The organism is Streptomyces sp. NPDC050534 (assembly GCF_044457745.1).
Classification (GTDB): Bacteria; Actinomycetota; Actinomycetes; order Streptomycetales; family Streptomycetaceae; genus Streptomyces.
This window is the reverse complement of sequence record NZ_JBITHF010000003.1, coordinates 469563-485505: the sequence shown is the minus strand read 5'-3', so window position 1 is coordinate 485505 and position 15943 is coordinate 469563. Positions and strand designations below refer to the sequence as shown.

At 70.0% G+C, this 15943-nt stretch carries 12 protein-coding genes; all 12 read right to left on the bottom strand.

Annotation, left to right across the window (positions count from 1 at the left end; all coding sequences use genetic code 11):
- Window positions 1–59 precede the first annotated feature (59 nt).
- Complete coding sequence (locus ACIBN2_RS13220) at window positions 60–1139, bottom strand: AMP-binding protein (RefSeq protein ID WP_399134411.1); 1080 nt, start codon at window positions 1137–1139, stop codon at window positions 60–62.
- The gene (locus tag ACIBN2_RS13215) at window positions 1136–4165 is read right to left on the bottom strand and encodes a flavin reductase (protein WP_399134410.1); all 3030 of its coding nucleotides are present in this window, start codon (window positions 4163–4165) and stop codon (window positions 1136–1138) included. The genes ACIBN2_RS13220 and ACIBN2_RS13215 overlap by 4 nt, the downstream gene beginning before the upstream one ends.
- The gene (locus tag ACIBN2_RS13210; RefSeq protein ID WP_399134409.1) at window positions 4162–5664 is read right to left on the bottom strand and encodes a 4-hydroxyphenylacetate 3-hydroxylase N-terminal domain-containing protein; all 1503 of its coding nucleotides are present in this window, start codon (window positions 5662–5664) and stop codon (window positions 4162–4164) included. Before ACIBN2_RS13210 ends, ACIBN2_RS13215 begins: the two co-directional genes overlap by 4 nt.
- 11 nt (window positions 5665–5675) lie before the next feature.
- A complete protein-coding gene (locus tag ACIBN2_RS13205; RefSeq protein ID WP_399134408.1) occupies window positions 5676–7145 on the bottom strand; it encodes a hypothetical protein in 1470 nt (489 codons plus the stop codon).
- 7 nt (window positions 7146–7152) lie between these two features.
- The gene (locus tag ACIBN2_RS13200) at window positions 7153–7401 is read right to left on the bottom strand and encodes a ferredoxin (protein WP_399134407.1); all 249 of its coding nucleotides are present in this window, start codon (window positions 7399–7401) and stop codon (window positions 7153–7155) included.
- The gene (locus ACIBN2_RS13195) at window positions 7398–8768 is read right to left on the bottom strand and encodes a phenylacetate--CoA ligase family protein (RefSeq protein ID WP_399134406.1); all 1371 of its coding nucleotides are present in this window, start codon (window positions 8766–8768) and stop codon (window positions 7398–7400) included. Before ACIBN2_RS13195 ends, ACIBN2_RS13200 begins: the two co-directional genes overlap by 4 nt.
- Entirely contained in the window at window positions 8765–9751 is a 987-nt protein-coding gene (locus ACIBN2_RS13190) for a BtrH N-terminal domain-containing protein (RefSeq protein WP_399134405.1), read from the bottom strand. The genes ACIBN2_RS13195 and ACIBN2_RS13190 overlap by 4 nt, the downstream gene beginning before the upstream one ends.
- Window positions 9738–10415 carry a hypothetical protein gene (locus ACIBN2_RS13185; RefSeq protein ID WP_399134404.1) on the bottom strand — a complete coding sequence of 226 codons (678 nt, stop codon included), beginning with the start codon at window positions 10413–10415 and terminating at the stop codon, window positions 9738–9740. The genes ACIBN2_RS13190 and ACIBN2_RS13185 overlap by 14 nt, the downstream gene beginning before the upstream one ends.
- Window positions 10412–11101, bottom strand: a complete 690-nt coding sequence (locus tag ACIBN2_RS13180) for a class I SAM-dependent methyltransferase (protein WP_399134403.1) — start codon at window positions 11099–11101, stop codon at window positions 10412–10414. The genes ACIBN2_RS13185 and ACIBN2_RS13180 overlap by 4 nt, the downstream gene beginning before the upstream one ends.
- On the bottom strand, window positions 11094–13190 hold the full coding sequence (locus tag ACIBN2_RS13175) for a molybdopterin-dependent oxidoreductase (protein WP_399134402.1): 2097 nt from the start codon (window positions 13188–13190) through the stop codon (window positions 11094–11096). The genes ACIBN2_RS13180 and ACIBN2_RS13175 overlap by 8 nt, the downstream gene beginning before the upstream one ends.
- Window positions 13187–14233 (bottom strand): BtrH N-terminal domain-containing protein, encoded by a 1047-nt coding sequence (locus ACIBN2_RS13170; RefSeq protein ID WP_399134401.1) that lies wholly within the window; start codon window positions 14231–14233, stop codon window positions 13187–13189. The genes ACIBN2_RS13175 and ACIBN2_RS13170 overlap by 4 nt, the downstream gene beginning before the upstream one ends.
- A 110-nt stretch (window positions 14234–14343) precedes the next feature.
- Window positions 14344–15615 carry a TrpB-like pyridoxal phosphate-dependent enzyme gene (locus ACIBN2_RS13165; protein WP_399134400.1) on the bottom strand — a complete coding sequence of 424 codons (1272 nt, stop codon included), beginning with the start codon at window positions 15613–15615 and terminating at the stop codon, window positions 14344–14346.
- Window positions 15616–15943 lie beyond the last annotated feature (328 nt).

The following is a 15943-nucleotide window of genomic DNA, read 5'->3' as shown; positions in this document are numbered from 1 at the left end:
TCCTCGGGATGCCACCGGTGGGTCGGCCGCCGCGACTGCTCGCCGCGGCCGGGTGCAGGTCATGACGTGGCGGTGCTCCAGTCCTTCGCGTCGACGACGGTGACCTCGGCCGCGACGCCGAGCGCGTCGCCGATCTCGCCGCGGATCACCCGCTGCAGCGCGCCGCCGGCCGGCGCTTCCGCCTCGGCCACGGCGCAGGTCACGTGGAAGGCGCCGTCCTGGACGGTGCAGGCGAAGTGCGGCGTGAGCCCGGCGTGGCGGAAGACGATCCGCTCCACGTCGACCGCGGAGACCGGGGCGTCCGGTCCGGGGAGCGCCGCGGCCAGGCTGCCGAGCGGGACCAGGACCCGGCTCGCGGCGCCGCAGACGCATCCGCGCTCCGCCGGCCGCAGCTCGACGAGTTCGCCGGTCGGCGAGCCGTCCAGGAGCAGCTCGCCGCGCGGGCCGCCCAGGACCTCCGCCCGCAGCCGCTGCTCGCACAGGTGCAGTGCGCCGTGCTCGCAGGGGACGGCCGCCGTGGGCGTCGTCGGCGTCCCGTAGAGGGTGGAGGTGGTCGCCGCCCAGGCGGCGCCGATGCGTTCGAGGCGCTCGGTGGAGCAGGCCTCGCCCACGCAGACGATCGTCCGGATCGAGGTGTCCTGCGGCCGCTGCCCGCGCGCGAGGGCGAGGCCCGCCAGCTCCGCGGCGAAGCTCGGCGCGCACACCAGGGCCGTCACCTGGTACTGCTCGATCAGGCCGAGCAGCCGCGGCATCGGGCAGATGGTCCCGCTGGTCCCGACGCTGATCACCGAGGCGCCGACCATCTCGATCACGCGGTCCATCTCGGCGCCGACGAAGGACAGTTCGTACGGTACGGCCGAGACCACGACGTCGTCCTCGCTCAGCAGCCGGCCCAGGGCCAGGGTGAGGTCGATCTGGTTGAGGATCCACTCGTCGCGGCTCATCACGATCGCCTGTGCGGCGCCCGAGGCGTCGACCTGTTCGCCGTAGCGCGCGCGGAGCGCGTCGCGGTCGGCCGCCGGGCCACCCCTGTCTTCGGTGGCTCCCGTGTCGCGGGTGTCGTCTGTGTCGTGTGTGTCGCGGGTGAGCAGGTGCAGGAACTGCTCGTAGTGCGTGGCGATGGGCGTGGTCGACGTCACCTGGCCTCCGTTTCCCGGGCGAAGCGGCGCCACCCGTGCTCGTCGAACGTGCTGTCGTCCCGTGCGGCGCGCAGCAGCGGCCGGCGCTCGGTGCCGGCGTCGATGTCGGCGTGGACGACCGTGGCCAGGACGAACTGGTGGTCGCCGATCTGGTAGGTCGATTTCACGGTGCAGTCGATCGTGCCGACGGCGCCGGAGAGGCGGGGGCAGCCGTTGGCGGACGGCGTCCACGACAGGGTGTCGAAGCGGCTGTCCGGCCGGCCCTGCGAGAACGCGTCGGCCAGGTCCCGCTGGTCCTCGCCGAGGATGTTGACGCAGAACCGGCCGGTGTCAGCGATGGCGCTCCAGCTGGTGCTGCGCGAGCGCACCAGGAAGCCGATCAGGGCGAGTTCGTCGGAGACGACGGTGAGCGAGCCGATCACCAGTCCGTACGGGGTCGGCCCGTTCTGCCCGGACTGCCGGGCCGTGCCGGCGACCACCGTGACGGCGCGCGGCAGAAGGTCGCCGATGACACCGAGGTCCGGTGGCGCGCTCGGCCGGCCGTCTGCGGAAGGCGCGGGCATGGTCGCGCCGGGTCCGTCGTGCAGCCGGCGTACGAACTGGCCGGTCACGCTCGCCGGGTTGGCGGCGAGGTCCTCGGGGGTTCCGCTGTGGATCAGCCGGCCGCCGTCGCGGCCCGCGCCGGGTCCGAGGTCGATCACCCAGTCGGCGAGAGCGATCACCTTCACGTCGTGCTCGATGACCACGATGGTGTTGCCGGTGGAGATCAGCCGCTCGAACAGGGCCAGCAGGTGACGGATGTCGGCGGCGTGCAGGCCGCGCGTCGGCTCGTCGAAGATGAACAGGGTGCGGCTGCGGCGCTGTTTGAGCAGTTCGCCGGCCAGGTTGAGGCGCTGTGCCTCGCCGCCGGAGAGGGTGGTGGTCGAGCAGCCGAGCTGCAGGTAGCCCAGGCCGAACTCGTTGAGCACGCCGAGCGTCTGGGCGACCTTGGGGTGGCTCTCGGCGTCGAACCAGTCCAGTGCGTCCTCGACGGTCATGGCCAGCACGTCGTAGATGTTCTTGCCGTCCAGCCGCACCTCCAGGACGTGTTCCTTGAAGCGGCGGCCGTCGCACTCGGGGCAGACGATGAACTCGCTCTTGAACAGGGTCATCTCGATCTCGGCCAGTCCCAGTCCCTTGCAGGACTCGCACCGCCCGCCGGCCACGTTCGGGCTGAACTCGGCTCGCCCCAGGCCGCGTTCGACCGCGTCCTGGGCGGCGGCGAAGGCGTCGCGGACGTGGTCGCTGATGCCGATGTAGGTGGCGAGGGTGCTCCGGCTGGAGCGGCCGATCGGGCGCTGCTCGACGTGGATGACGTCGTCCAGGCCGTCGGCTCCCTCGACGCGGTCGCCGTCGGCCGCAGCGCCCGACTGCCGCTGGGCGATGGCGCGGGAGACCGCGTCGTGGAGGCCGGCCACCAGGGAGCTCTTGCCCGCGCCGGACACGCCGGATATGCAGGTCAGCCCGCCGAGCGGGAGGTTCGCGGTGACGTCCACGACGTTGTTGCGGGTGATGCCGCGCACCTGGAGCCAGTGTGCGCCGGAGAGGTCGGTCCTCGCCCGGGCCGGCCCGCCCGTCAGCATCGCGGTCGCGGTCGGGGAGCCGGCGCAGTTCAGCAGGTCGTCGAACCGGCCCTCGAAGACGATCTCGCCGCCGCGGGAGCCGGCGCCTGGCCCCAGTTCGACGATCCAGTCGGCGGCGCGGATCACCGATTCGTCGTGCTCGATGACGATGACGGTGTTGCCGAGGTCGCGCAGCCGCCGCAGCGAGGTGAGGATCTTGCCGGTGTCGGCCTCGTGCAGGCCGGCGGTCGGTTCGTCGAGGACGTACATGACCCCGGTCAGGTCGCTGGCCAGGTGCTGCGCCAGCAGCAGCCGCTGCAGTTCGCCGCCGGAGAGGGTGGGGACCGGCCGCCGCAGCTGAAGGTGGCCCAGGCCGACGTCGTCGATGTTCGCGCTCTGCTTGACGATGGCGGAGGCGAGTTCGCGTACCTGCGGCGGCAGGTCGCCGGAGGCGAGTGCGTCGCGCAACCGGGTGATCGAGTGCGAGAGTTCGTCGCTCTGGAAGTCGTGGAAGGTGTGCCCGGCCACCGTCGCCCTGAGCGATTCGGGGCGCAGCCGCCCTCCCTGGCACGCGGAACAGACCTCCCGTGCGAGGTAGTTGGCGAAGGCGTTCTTGCGGGCGGCGGTCGAGGCGTTCTTGTAGGCGCGTTCCAGGAAGCCCAGGATGCCCTCGAAGCGGAAGTCGTTGGTGACCTTGCGGATCTTGAGGGTGTAGACGGTGTCCGAGCCGTGCAGCACCCGCTCGGTCTGCTCCGGGTTCAGCTTCTCGAAGGGCAGGCCGAGGTCGAGGCCGATGTCCGCGGCCATCGCCTCGAATGCCTTGCGCATGTTGGGCACGGCGAACGTTCCGGGGTCGGCGCCGTCCCAGATCTCGGTGAGCGTCTTGGAGCGGTCCGGGATGATCTTCTCCAGGGAGAAGCCGACGAGTTCGCCGATGCCGTCGCACGCAAGGCACTTGCCTTCCTTGCGGTTGGGGCTGAAGTGCTTGGCGGTGTGCGGTTCGGCGAAGCAGCCGCAGTCGTCGCAGAACAGGTCCGCGCCGGTCGGGCCGAGACAGGCCGGGCAGACCGGCTGCGAGCCGGCCCCGAACAGCAGCCGGTACAGCCCGTCCAGGCCGGTGAGGGTCCCCACCGTCGAGCGGGGGTTGGAGGAGCCGCCGTCGCGCTGGCGCAGGGCCACCGGCGGCTGCGTTCCCGCGATCCGGTCGAACTGGTAGTCGCCGTCGCCCATGTCGAGGGACTTGCTGGACAGCGCCCCCAGGTACAGCGTCTTGGAGTGTTCGAAGAGGGTGTCGATGACCAGGGACGACTTGCCCGATCCCGAGACGCCCGCGGCGACGACCAGTTGGCCCTTGGGGAAGGAGACGTCGACCGACCTCAGATTGTGGGTCGTGACGCCCTCGAGTCGAATGCGGTCGGTACTCATGTGTGCTCGCTCCGCCCTTCCACCAGTTGCCGGGCCTGGGTCTCGCAGCGCCCCAGATCGGGATAGCGGGCGTAGAGCATCGAGCGGACCCGGGCGGGGTCACCGCGGTTCCACGTCTCGTAGAGCTCCTGGCGCATCCCGAAGCGGTCGACGACCAGATCGGCGGCGAGCCGGAAGAGCCGGGCCTTCTCCTCCACCCCCGTCTCGCGGCCGCACATGTAGGTGTCCAGCACCGTGCGCAGTTCGGGTGTCGCCAGGTCGGCTTCCGAGGGCTGCATGATCAGGCCCGAGGCGCCGATCTGCCGGATGATCGCCGAGGCGCGGGTGGAGAAGCCGCCGGCGACGGCGTCGAGTGCGGCCGTCGAGCCGGGGGCGAGCAGGCCCGAGGGGGTGGGCCGGCACTCGGCGTCGACGGCGGCCAGGCCGAGCCGCACGATCTCGACGTAGGAGGTGAGTTCGCCGAGCAGGTCCGTGACCTGCCGGAACTTGTCGACGCCGATCGACTGGGCCAGCAGCGAGGCAACGCCGAGCATGGTGCGCAGGCGGTGGTAGTAGCGCAGTTGGCCGGTGTAGAGCGACCACTTGTTCAGTTCGCCGAAGCCGCGGACGGCCGTTGCGGAGTCCTCCAGCAGGAAGACGCGGTTCATCGGGATGAACACGTCGTCGAACACCAGCATGGCGTCCTGCTCGTCGTAGTGCGCGGACAGGCCGTCGCAGCCGTCGGTGTAGGACTTGCGGCACAGCACGCGCAGGCCCGGCGTGGCCAGCGGGGCGGCGAACCAGCAGACGTAACTGGGGTCCTCGCGCAGGTAGTTGGCGGGCGAGAGGTAGATGAGCACTTCGTGGGCGTACGGCGCCAGGGTGGCGATCTGCTTGGCGCCGCGCACGACGATGCCGTCGGCGTCGCGCCGGATCACCCTCAGCCCCAGTTCCGGCCGGTCGGCGGGGGTCGCGGAGCGGTCGATCTGCGGGTCGCCCAGGCCGTGGGTCAGCGCGAGGTCGTTCTCGCGGCAGTAGTGGTAGTAGTTCTCCGCGTTGCGCCCGAACTCCGGGTCGACCTTGGCCAGTTCGTGCCGGAAGTCGTACAGGCCGACCACGACGTTGGACATGAAGTCGGGTACCCGGGAGAGCTGGCCGTAGGACGCTTCCGCCCACCGGTGGGAGTTGGTCCACTTGCGGCTCAGCTCGTCGCGGTCGGTCGGTGCCAGGTACGACAGGCTGACCAGGTTGCCGGAGGTGTCCGACCGGTGCAGCATCTGCTGCGCCCGGCCGGGCTCGTGCTGGGCGTCGTAGAGGCCGGCCAGTGTGGACAGCATGGGCCGGAAGGCCGGGTCGCCGGTCACGTCGACGCGGCGTCCGTCGCACCAGACTTCCCGCTCGTCCTTGAGGCTGGCCACGTACTCCGGGCCTCGCCAGGCTCCGCCGGAGGAGCCGGGCAGCAGGGATGTCTCGTCAGTGGGTGTGACGCTGTGGGAGGCGTCGGTTTCTGGGGTGGTCACCGTCAGCGCTCCTACGCGTTCCGCTCGGCCGCGCCGGACCGGAACGGCTGATAGCTCTGCTCCTGCACCTGGGGGAAGTACTCGCGGGTCGCCTCGCCCACGACCCGCATCAGCTCGGAGTCCAGCGAACTGGGGTCGGTGATGAGCTTGGCCAGGGGGGAGTCCGGCACGGCGTTCGCCAGGTTCGTGCGGCGCGCCTGGTGGATGGCTGCCAGGGAGTGCTGGGCGTTGGCCGCGTCCCGCATCTTGTAGACGGCCTGGGGCCCGTCCGGGATACCGATCATGGATTTGGTGCCGCCGCTGCCCAGGCAGTTGCGGGGCATGTGCAGATGTTCGTGCCGCCACTGCTGGTGGGCGGAGTGCAGCTGGAACGCCTGGTCGACCACGGTGTGCCGCAGCCACGCCTCCGGGTCGTCGTGGCGGCGTGCGTCGATGTCCTGGACGGTCTCCTCCAGGGAGGACCCGCCGAGCGAGGACAGCCAGGCCTCCAGGCCGTTCCACATGTGCTTGAACAGGTCCCGGAACATGTGCTGTTTGATCGACAGCGAGTGCGTGCCGCTCGCAGGTCCCAGATTGGTGCGGAACCCGTGGTACTCGCCGGTCGCCAGGTGCTCGGCCATCACCCGCTGCGCCTCGACCACCGGATCGAGCAGCCACCGGCAGGCGGCCAGGTGCTGCGCGGCCCGGCTCAGCTCAGAGGCGCGGATCGCCAGGATGGCGACTTCGAGGTGGTCGTTGGCCTCGGCGCACAGGATCTCCGGGATCTGGTGCAGGGCGACGAACTCGCCGTGCAGGGTGCCCGAGTTGAGCTCGGTGGCGGCGACCGCCCGCGCCAGTGTCTCGGCGGAGATCAGCTCGTCGGTGCCGCGGCACACCCCGATGGGTACGGCGGTCAGGTCGCTCTCCCACTTGGTGGCGTCGTGGCAGGCGGTCCGGATGCCGTGCAGCAGGCGGTACAGGGGGTCGTCGATGCTCCTGGTGGCGATGGTGGAGCGAACCGTCTCGGGTGCGGCGGCCAGCAGCGAGCCCTTGGCCGCGTCCTCCAGCCCCCGCAGGGCGTCGACGTAGGCCGCGTAGCCGGCGGACTCGGAGATGCTTACGGCGGCGGTCCCGGCGGACCCGGCGGCTCCGAAGACGCTGCGGGCGGCGAACGCCACCGTGCCGAGCCTGCGCAGCAACCGGTGGAAGCCGACGGCCCATTGGCCGTAGCGGGAGGCGGCGGGGATGTCGCCGGCGAGCACGCACGCCTGGGTCCTGCTCGCCAGCCGGGCCAGGTTGAGCAGACCCACCTCCGACGCCTGGAAGACCGCGCACACGGTCGAGTCGTACGTGCCCTCGGGCACCCCTCGTGCGGCCCGCGCCTCGCCGAGCAGGTCGATGCGGTGCAGCTGGTCGTAGCTCTCGGCCACCGGCCCCAGTTCGGTCGTCTGCCGCCGGCCGGCGCAGGTGTCGGCTATTGCCGGATCGTCCGGGCTTGACATTGCGCCATCACTCCTCACTTGGCCCCGCTGCGTACCGGATCGATTCGGTGGGGCAGGATTCGAATGCGTCGAGGACCCGCTCCAGCTCGTCGGGCGTCTCGGGCTGTTTGCACACGTAGTGGACGTCGTTGTCGAGGTCTGCGTCGAAGTTCTCGGGCGCCAGGTCGTTGCAGAGCTTGCAGTCGATGCACGTGTCGTCGATCTCGAAGCGCCCGTCGAGGGGAAGGCGTGTGGGAAGCGGCAGTTCGACCCTCACCGCGCGCCCCCTCCCCCGTAGGCGCTGAAGTGGCGCATGACCGGTTTGGCGGAGGTGCGCAGCGCCGTCTCGAACCGGTCGGTGTCCAGCCGGCCGAAACGTGTGGACGCGCCGAGACGCTCCCGGACAACGGCCGCGATCGAGGTGCGGGTCGCGTCGTCGTCGCTGGACGGCGGCAGGGCGATCTCCAGACCCTCCCCGTCGGTGTCGAAGGCGAAGTAGTACGGCGCGGTGGTCATGGCGCCCAGGACGATGTCCTCGATCTCCAGCTGGGAGGTCCAGCGGTCCCCGACGGGGATGCGGTCACCGATGCGGCCGCGGTGCTGCAGGCGGCGCAGCGGGGAGCCGCAGGCGCACGGCGCCGCCTCGATCCGGCACACGTCGCCGGTGCGGTAGCGCAGCAGCGGCATGGCGCGGCTCGCCAGCGTCGTCACGGCCAGTTCGCCCACGGAGCCGTCCGGCAGCCGTTCGCCGGACGCCGGGTCGACCACCTCGAAGAACGAGCGGGTCTCGACCAGGTGCAGCTGGCGCTCGGGGCAGAACATGGCCAGCGTGTTGGTCTCGGTCATGCCGAACATCGAGTACGCGACGGCGTCCCACTGGTCGGCCAGGCGCCGCTTCTTGGCGGGCGACGCGCCCTCCCCCGCCATGAGGATCTTCGAGACGGCGAGGTCGCGGCGCGGGTCGATGCCGCGGCGGCGGGCGATCTCGCCCAGGAACAGGGCGCGCGTTCCGGAGCACACCAGGGTGGTCGCGCCCGAGCGCTGCAGGGCGTCGACCATCCGGTCCGGGCTGCAGGACGGTGAGGCCGCGCCGAGCGGCACGATGGTGCAGCCGAGGATCTCGACGGCGCGGTCGAGGTCCTGGCCCACGCCGGCGAGCTCGTAGGGGACGGCGATGGCCACGACGTCGCGTTCGTCCAGCACGGTGGCGAGCAGGCGGGCGACGGTGAGGTTGTTCTCCAGCCAGTCCGCCATCGTGAAGAACGCCGCGATGGGCCGTCCGTTGCCGGTGCCGGAGCTCTCGTCGAACCGGATGACCTCACGGCGCGGCACGGCGAGCATGCCCAGCGGGTAGGCGGCGGCGAGGTGTTCGCGGGTGGTGAAGGGCAGGGCCTCGAAGGCGTGCGGACGGCCCTGTGTCACCGCTCGGGCGGCGTCGGCCGGTACGTGCCCGGCGTAGAACGGTGAGTTGCGGCAGGCGTGCTCCACGGTCGCGGTGAGCGCCTGTGCCGCCCATGTGTCGAGGGCCTGCCGGTCCAGGGACGTCACCGCGGCGACCTTGTGCGCGATGTCGACGCGGGAGACGAGGGTGTCGTGCAGGGTGCTGCGCGGGTCGTGGCCGGTGGGCCGGGCGATCGTGGTCATCGGGACGCCTCCTGCAGCCGGCTCATCGCCGAACGTTCGGCGTCCGCGAGGGAGTTGACGATGGACGCGGCTTCATCGAGTGCCTGCCCGGCGCCGGTGTCGTCGGCGTCGCGCAGCAGGTTCGCCACCTCGGTCCAGCGTTTGGAGATGCGGCGGTATTCGACGGCGAGCTCGTCGTAGGCGACGATGCCGGTCAACTCGTGGGCCTCTTCGAGGAATTGAGCCCACAGGGTGCGGAAGAGCCCGCCGCCGGTGCCGCCCTCCTCCATGCTGGTGCCGACGATGCTCATCGCCTCGGCGGGACGCTCCAGCCGCTCGCGCCAGGCCGGCATGAGCGAGGCGGTCTTCGCGATGCCCTTGAAGCCCATGTTGGTGATCGGCGGGTTCAGGAACTCGTTCGCGGTGGCCAGGATCGAGGACTGGCAGGCCTTGGCGAGGACGGACTCGTCGTATCCGCGCGGGTCCACCCGGACCGAGAGGCTGCGCGAGGACATCGGCCCCTTGGCGGACCGGGCCCGCGTCAGGCTGTCCCGCGAGGTCGACTGAACGCCGAGGGAGCGGGTCTCGACGAGGACGAACCGGTCGTCCTCGTAGCCGATGCAGGCGACGTAGTGGGCGGCGAAGTGGTGGTTCTCGTGGGCGTAGTCGAGGTGGTAGCGGTCGAGCTTGAGTCCCACCACGTCGCCCTCGTCGAGCGCCTTGAGGAGGGTGGCCTCGGCCTTCGCCGGGGATGACGTCTCCTGCGCCTGCAGTTCGAGGCTCAGGGCGTCGGCCACGTTGCGCATGAGGTGGTCCGGCTTGACCCGGCCGGCCAGGAAGGGGTTGGGCATCTGCTTGGAGTGCCAGTACAGGAACGACAGGCCCTGCCCCAGACCGAAGATCAGCGGCTCGCTGAGCTCGATGTCGTGGTTGCGGAGCATGTTGAGCAGCGCGGTGGATTCGCAGTGCTCACCGGAGTACGGCGAGATGTCAATGACCGCCATCGCCGTGCCCCGTCCCGCCGCGGGCCGCCTCGTACACGATCTCGAGGACGGTGCTGCTGTCGTTGTTGCGCAAATGGCCGTAGGTGTGGCCGAGTTCGTCGGCCTCGGTGAACGCGATGTTCTCCAGGTGGTCGACGTCCCGGTCGAGGGTTTCCAGGACGTGGCGGACGTCGGCGTCGGCGTGCACGTCGATGGCGACGTGGGACATGAGCCGTCCGCGTTCGTCGGCGGATCGCTGTGCCCAGGGGCCGTAGCGGCGGCACGCGAACATCTCGATGGCGCGTCCGTCGGCGAGGACGATCGAGTTCCACCATCCCGGTGTGCCGTACTGCCGGGGTGAGATGTACGACGGCCCCATCTCGATGGTGGCGATCTGCCCGGCGGCCTTCAGGTCGCTGAGGTGGGCGTTCCAGGCGAAGACCTCGTCGTCGCTGTCGTAGTCGCCCATGTAGATGCCGACGTGGTTGACCCCGGCGAACTTCTCGACGACGTCGGCCGGCGCGTGGCCGCACCAGGCGGACAGGTACTGCCCGCAGTCGAGGTCCTGCCACGTGTCCGACGTCTGGAGGATCTCCTCCCACGAGCGGCCGAAGCCGGGACGGTCGGGGAAGCGCCCGTCACGCGTGGCGGTGATGGCCGGCATCCTTCCCGCGAGTGAGTTCATGGCGCTTCCTTCCTGCCGGTGACGACGATTCCCATCTGGACCTCGGTCACGACGGCCGTCGCCAGTGCGGTGCCTTTGAGGATTTCCTCGACTTCGCTGGTGAGGTACGAGGAGCGGATCGAGGTCCGGAACCCGGGCCGCATGTCGGCCGCGATGTTCGCCTTCATGAACTGGAACGTCGTCCGGTCGACGTCCCGGCGCAGATCGGAGATGACGTACCGGCCGCCGGGCTTGAGCACGCGATGCATTTCCGACAGGGCGGTCACCGGGTCCGCCCATTCGTGCAGGGAGGCGGCGCTGATGGCGTGGTCGAAGCGGCCGTCCTCGAAGGGCAGCGCCAGTACGGTGCCGCCTTCGTAGGCGCAGCGTTCGCTGACGCCGTATCCCTGGGCATTGGTGCTCGCCCGCCTCAGCATCGCCGGTGAGATGTCGAGGCCGACGAGCCGGGCGGAGGGCCGGGCCTGCTTGAGCCATTCCAGGCCCAAGTAGCCAGGTCCGCAGCCGAGTTCCAGGACCTCACCGGAGTCGATTCCTGCATTCAGGATGTCGTCGACCTTGTCCTGGAGCCAGCCGTTGTCCCGGATGTGGCGCTGCATCTCGTCGTATTTCAGGGCCAGTTCGTCGCCTTGGAGGCCCTCGTCGGTTTCGGGTACGCGGGCGGCGACGGTGCCTCGCGCGCTAGCCACGGCCGGCCTCCGCCCGCCGGATTCCCACTGCTACGCCTCTCATCGTCGCGCTCCCCATATGCACGTCGGAACGGTCGTTGTTCGTCAGGAGATTGACCGAGGATCTGAGCGAGTCGCCGGTCGAGGATTCGCCCGGATACCACCAGCCGGCGTCCGCCATCACGACGTTCGGTGCGACGGAATCGGAGATCCTGACCGTCATGCGCACCCCGCGCGCACCGGCCCGCGAGAAGAGGTCCACCTCTTCACCGTCCGTCAGACCCTCTTGCCGTGCGGTGCGGGGATGGATGGTCACCTGCGCCGTCGTCTGGCTGCGCGAGGTGGTGGGCAGCTGGTGGAACTCGGTGTTGTAGAACTGGCGTGGATGGGCGCTGGTCATGACGTACGGCAGGTCCGGGTCCGTCTCCGGCGGCGGGCGGAAGGACGGGAACGGCTCGTAACCCATGGCGCGCAGTCCGTTGTTCATCAGATTCACGCGTCCGGAGCGGGTGGCGAATCCGCGGTCGCGGTACTTGTGGTAGCGCTTCTCGTTCCGGATGTAGCCGATCTTCGTGAACTGTTCCCAGGTGAGGTCGAGGCCGGCCAGCTTGGCGTCGAGAGCGGCTCCCAGGGAGGGGAAGAAGTGCCGGCTCAGGCCGAGCCGTTCGGCGAGTTCGAGGATGATCTCCTCGTCGGAGCGGCAGCCGTCGACGGTGGCGATCTTCTGCCGGGCGGCGATGTAGGAGTTGAACTCGACGATCTGGTCGCGTTCGAGCCAGCTCGAGGTCGGCAGGATCACGTCGGCGTGCCGGGCGGTCGGAGTCATGAACAGGTCGCACACGACGACCAGGTCCAGCTTGGCGAGCGACTCGCGGACCAGCTCGGTGTTCTCGTGCGAGGCCAGGATGTTGCTGCCGAAGACCACCACGGAGGTGATCGGATACGGCGAGCCGGTCACGACGGCCTCGTGGAGGTCTCCCGGCGCGACCCAGCCGGACATCGAAAGGATCTTGTGCTTGTCGCCGCCGATCCGCTTCCTCGCCTGCTCCTCGGGGAGCAGGTCCGAGCGGGGGAAGGCGCGCCGGCCCTCGATCGGCATCGGGTCCCAGATCACGTCGCCGCCGGGGGCGTCGATGTTGCCGCAGATCGCGGCGAGGAGGGCGATCGCGCGGTGGGTGTCGAAGGAGTTCTCGTTCTGCGACAGGCCGGTTCCGGCCTCGATGCAGGCGCGGGAGGCGAGGGCGTAGGAGCGGGTCGCCTCGTGGATGAGCCCGGGTGCGAGGCCGGTGATCCGCGCGACCCGGTCGAGGTCGTACGCCCTTACGTGTGCCGCGAGTTCGTCGAAGCCCGAGGTGTACGTGTCGACGAAGTCGCGGTCGTACCAGCCCTCGTCGATGACGATCTTGATCATGCCGAGGGCGAGGGCGCAGTCGGTTCCGGGCTGGACGGCGAGGTGCAGGCTGGAGCGGGCCGCGGTCTGCGTGCGGCGCGGGTCGACGGTGATGACGCGGCTGCCCCGTTCCACGGCGCGCAGCAGCTTGACGCCGATCACGCCGTCGGAGTGGGTGTTGGGCTTGTTGCTGCCCCAGAGCAGGACCACCTCGGGATCGCCGTCGTAGTCGCAGAAGGTGAATGCGCCGTACGTCATGATCGAGGCCATGACGCGGGGGTAGAAGCACACGTGCGCCGGGCCGACGACGTTCGGTGTGCCGATCGCGTTCGCGAGCCGGAACACCCATTCCTGGTAGTTGCGGTCGGTGCCCTGGGCGAGGACGACGGACTCGGGCCCGTGCCGCTCGATGGTGGCGGCGAGCTCGTCGCCGATCCGGTCGAGGGCGGTTTCCCAGCTGACCGGCTCGAACGTCCCCGAGCCGCGGGGGCCGGTCCGCACCAGCGGCGTCGTCAGCCTCTCCGGGCTGCGCAGCAGGTCGAGTGAGGCCTTGCCCTTGATGCAGAAGTAGCCCTCGCTCGTGGGGTTGTCCGGGTCGCCGTGGATGTCGGTGGGGACGCCGTCGACGAGGTCGACGACGGCGCCGCATCCGCCGTGGCACATCCGGCAGACGGACTTCACCTGGGTGGTCGGCCGGCTGGTTGGCTGGGTGGTCGTCAAACCTGCTCACCCGCCCGTTTGGTGGCCGGCACGAGCAGCCTTTCGAACAGGGACTGTTCGGCGTCGGCGATCGCGTGCAGCCGGGCCGCGACGGCTTCCAGCTGCCGTCGCCCGTCGTCCGCGCCGCGGTAGGCCATCAGCAGCTCGATCGCCTGGTCCCACCGCTGCTGAATGTCGGCGAAGTCCTCGACGAACGGGGCGAGTTCGCCGTCGCCGTAGCGCTGTTGCGCTTCGAGCAGGAACTCGCGGTAGAGCTTGCGGAAGTTCGCTCCCCCGGTTCCCGCGTAGCGCCAGAAGCGGCCGACGCCCTGCACCGCCTCGTCCGGCTCGTCCGCGCCGGCGAGGGTGTCGCTCCATTCGGCGATCTCGGAGGCGGCCCGCCGCAGGGCGCCGAGGCCGAACCGCGGCCCGCTCTCGCCCGCCATGCGCTGCGCGGTCAGCAGGATGGCGGGCCAGATCCGCTCGCGCAGGACCGCGTCGGTGTCGGTGGTCAGCCGCGCCGGCAGCTGCTCCACGTACATCTGCAGATGCGGCGTCGGCATGAACCCTTCGTCGGAGGCGCGGGCGCGGCGCAGCGACTCCTCCGGGAGCGTCTGCGCCCCACCCTGCTGGTCGGTGTCGACGACGTGGGCGAGGGAGTCGTCGAGCCCGTACAGCGCGATGTAGTGCGACGCGAAATGGCTGCGGGAGGAGAAGTAGTCGAGGTGGAAGATGTCGACGGACATCCCCACGACGTGTCCCGCCTCGAGCAGCTTCTCCGCCGCGGCACGCGCCGATTCCGCGTCGGGCGCCCGCGATTCGCGCAGTTCCACACCGAGGGCCGAGCAGGCGTTGCGCGACAGCAGCGCCGGCCCGATGCGTCCGGTGAGCATGGGCGTGCCGCGCCCGGGATCGGGAGCATCCCAGTACTGGAAGTCGATCCCCTGGCCGAGGCCGAACAGCATGGGTTCGGAGATGTCGGCACCGGCATGGCGGATCATGTTGCGCAGGGTGGTCGTCTCGCAGTGCACGCCGAGCTGGGGCTGGAATGTCGCCAAGCGCATAGGGCTTCCCAATCGCAGGGTGCGAAGATGCCGTGAGGGGTGGTGCGGCGACGCGTCTGTGCGGGGACGCGACGGTGCGTATGCGTCTGTGTGTGCGTCTGTGTGTGCGTCTATGCGTCGAGCAGGACTTCGTCGTAGCCCTGCAGATCGAGGAAGCCGGAGCCGCTGGCCAGGATCACGATCACCGGTTCGAGGTCTTCCGCGTCGGCCTTGGCCACGACCTCAAGTGCCGCGGCGACCGCGTGACTTGCTTCGGGGGCGAGCAGCAGGCCCTCGGTCTGCAGCAGCAGCCGGCCGGCGTCGAGCGCCGTGCGCTGGTCGAAGGCGACGGCGTCCAGGACGCCCTCGTGTCGCAGCAGGCTGACCAGGGCGGAGCTGTGGTGGTTGCGCAGGCCGCCGACGTGGTTGGGCGGCGGGATGAAGCTCTCCCCCATCGTGTAGCCGAGCACCTCGGGCGTGAATCCGCCCAGGTCGGTGCGGCCGTACTCGTAGACGCCCTGGGTGAGCCGGGGTGCCGCGGTGGATTCCGCGGCGAGGAAGCGCAGGTCCGCCCCGTCGGCCCTGGCCCGCAGGTGCGGGCCGATGAGACCGCAGAGGTTGCTGCCGCCGCCCGAGCACGCGATGAGGTGGTCGCCGCGCCCGTCGACCCCGAGGTCCTCGCCGTGGACGTCCTTCAGCTGCTGGGCGACCTCGAGCCCGAGCAACGTCTGGTGGAGGTAGACGTGCGGCATCCCGCTGCCGGCGAGATACGCGGCACCGCGGTCGCCCAGGGCGTGCTCGATGGCGTCGCTGATCGCGGTGCCGAGGCTGCCGGGGTGGTCGGGCACCTTCCCGAGGATCTGTCGTCCGATCGCCGTGTGGGCCGACGGCGAGGGCCGCACCGTGGCCCCCAGCAGCTCCATGTAGTGACGCCGGTAGGGCTTCTGGTCCAGCGAGCACCGCACCATGAAGATCTCGGCGTCGAGGCCGAACATCTTCGCCGCCAGCGCGACACTCATGCCCCATTGCCCGGCGCCGGTCTCCGTGACGAGGGTGGTCCGCCCCTCCTCGGCCGCGTAATACGCCTGCGCTATCGCGGTGTTCAGCTTGAAGCTGCCGGTGGGAAGGACGTCTTCACGCTTGAGGTAGATCCTCGCGCCCGTACCGAGATGCCGCTCCAGCCGGTGCGCCCGGTGCAGCGGTGTCGGCCGGCCGCATTGCCGCAGCCGCTCGACGACCGGTTCGGGTATCGCGATCCATTGCTCGCTCGGACTGTTCTGCTCCACGAGGACTCGTGGCCGGACTTTCGCGGATATCTCCGCTGCGGTGGGGCTTCCGAAGTCCCTGACCTCGGGCATGGGAGCGGGCAGGTCTCCCAGGAAGTTGTACCAGTGTGTCGGCATCCCCGGTAATGAAGGGCCGCTACGAGTGATGGGTCGGGGCACGGGCGATTGCTCATGCCCAGCATGGCTTGGGCTGTACGAAGTCACGTTCCCCCGCTTCGAATTCGTGAAAGCCATCGTACGAAAACGATCGAGTGCCGGGCAACCGCCGGCAGTTGGGTCGCAATTCAAGCAATAACGTCATTCGGTGTTGCCGCAGAACAGACGTCGGCGCGGCGGCGATTGCCGCCTGGTCTATTGCGCCGGCGTTCGACGGAAGAGTCCAAATACTGAATACGTAAGGAGGCGGTACCCGCGGAATCAATGCGAGGCGCCGAACCGAAGATGC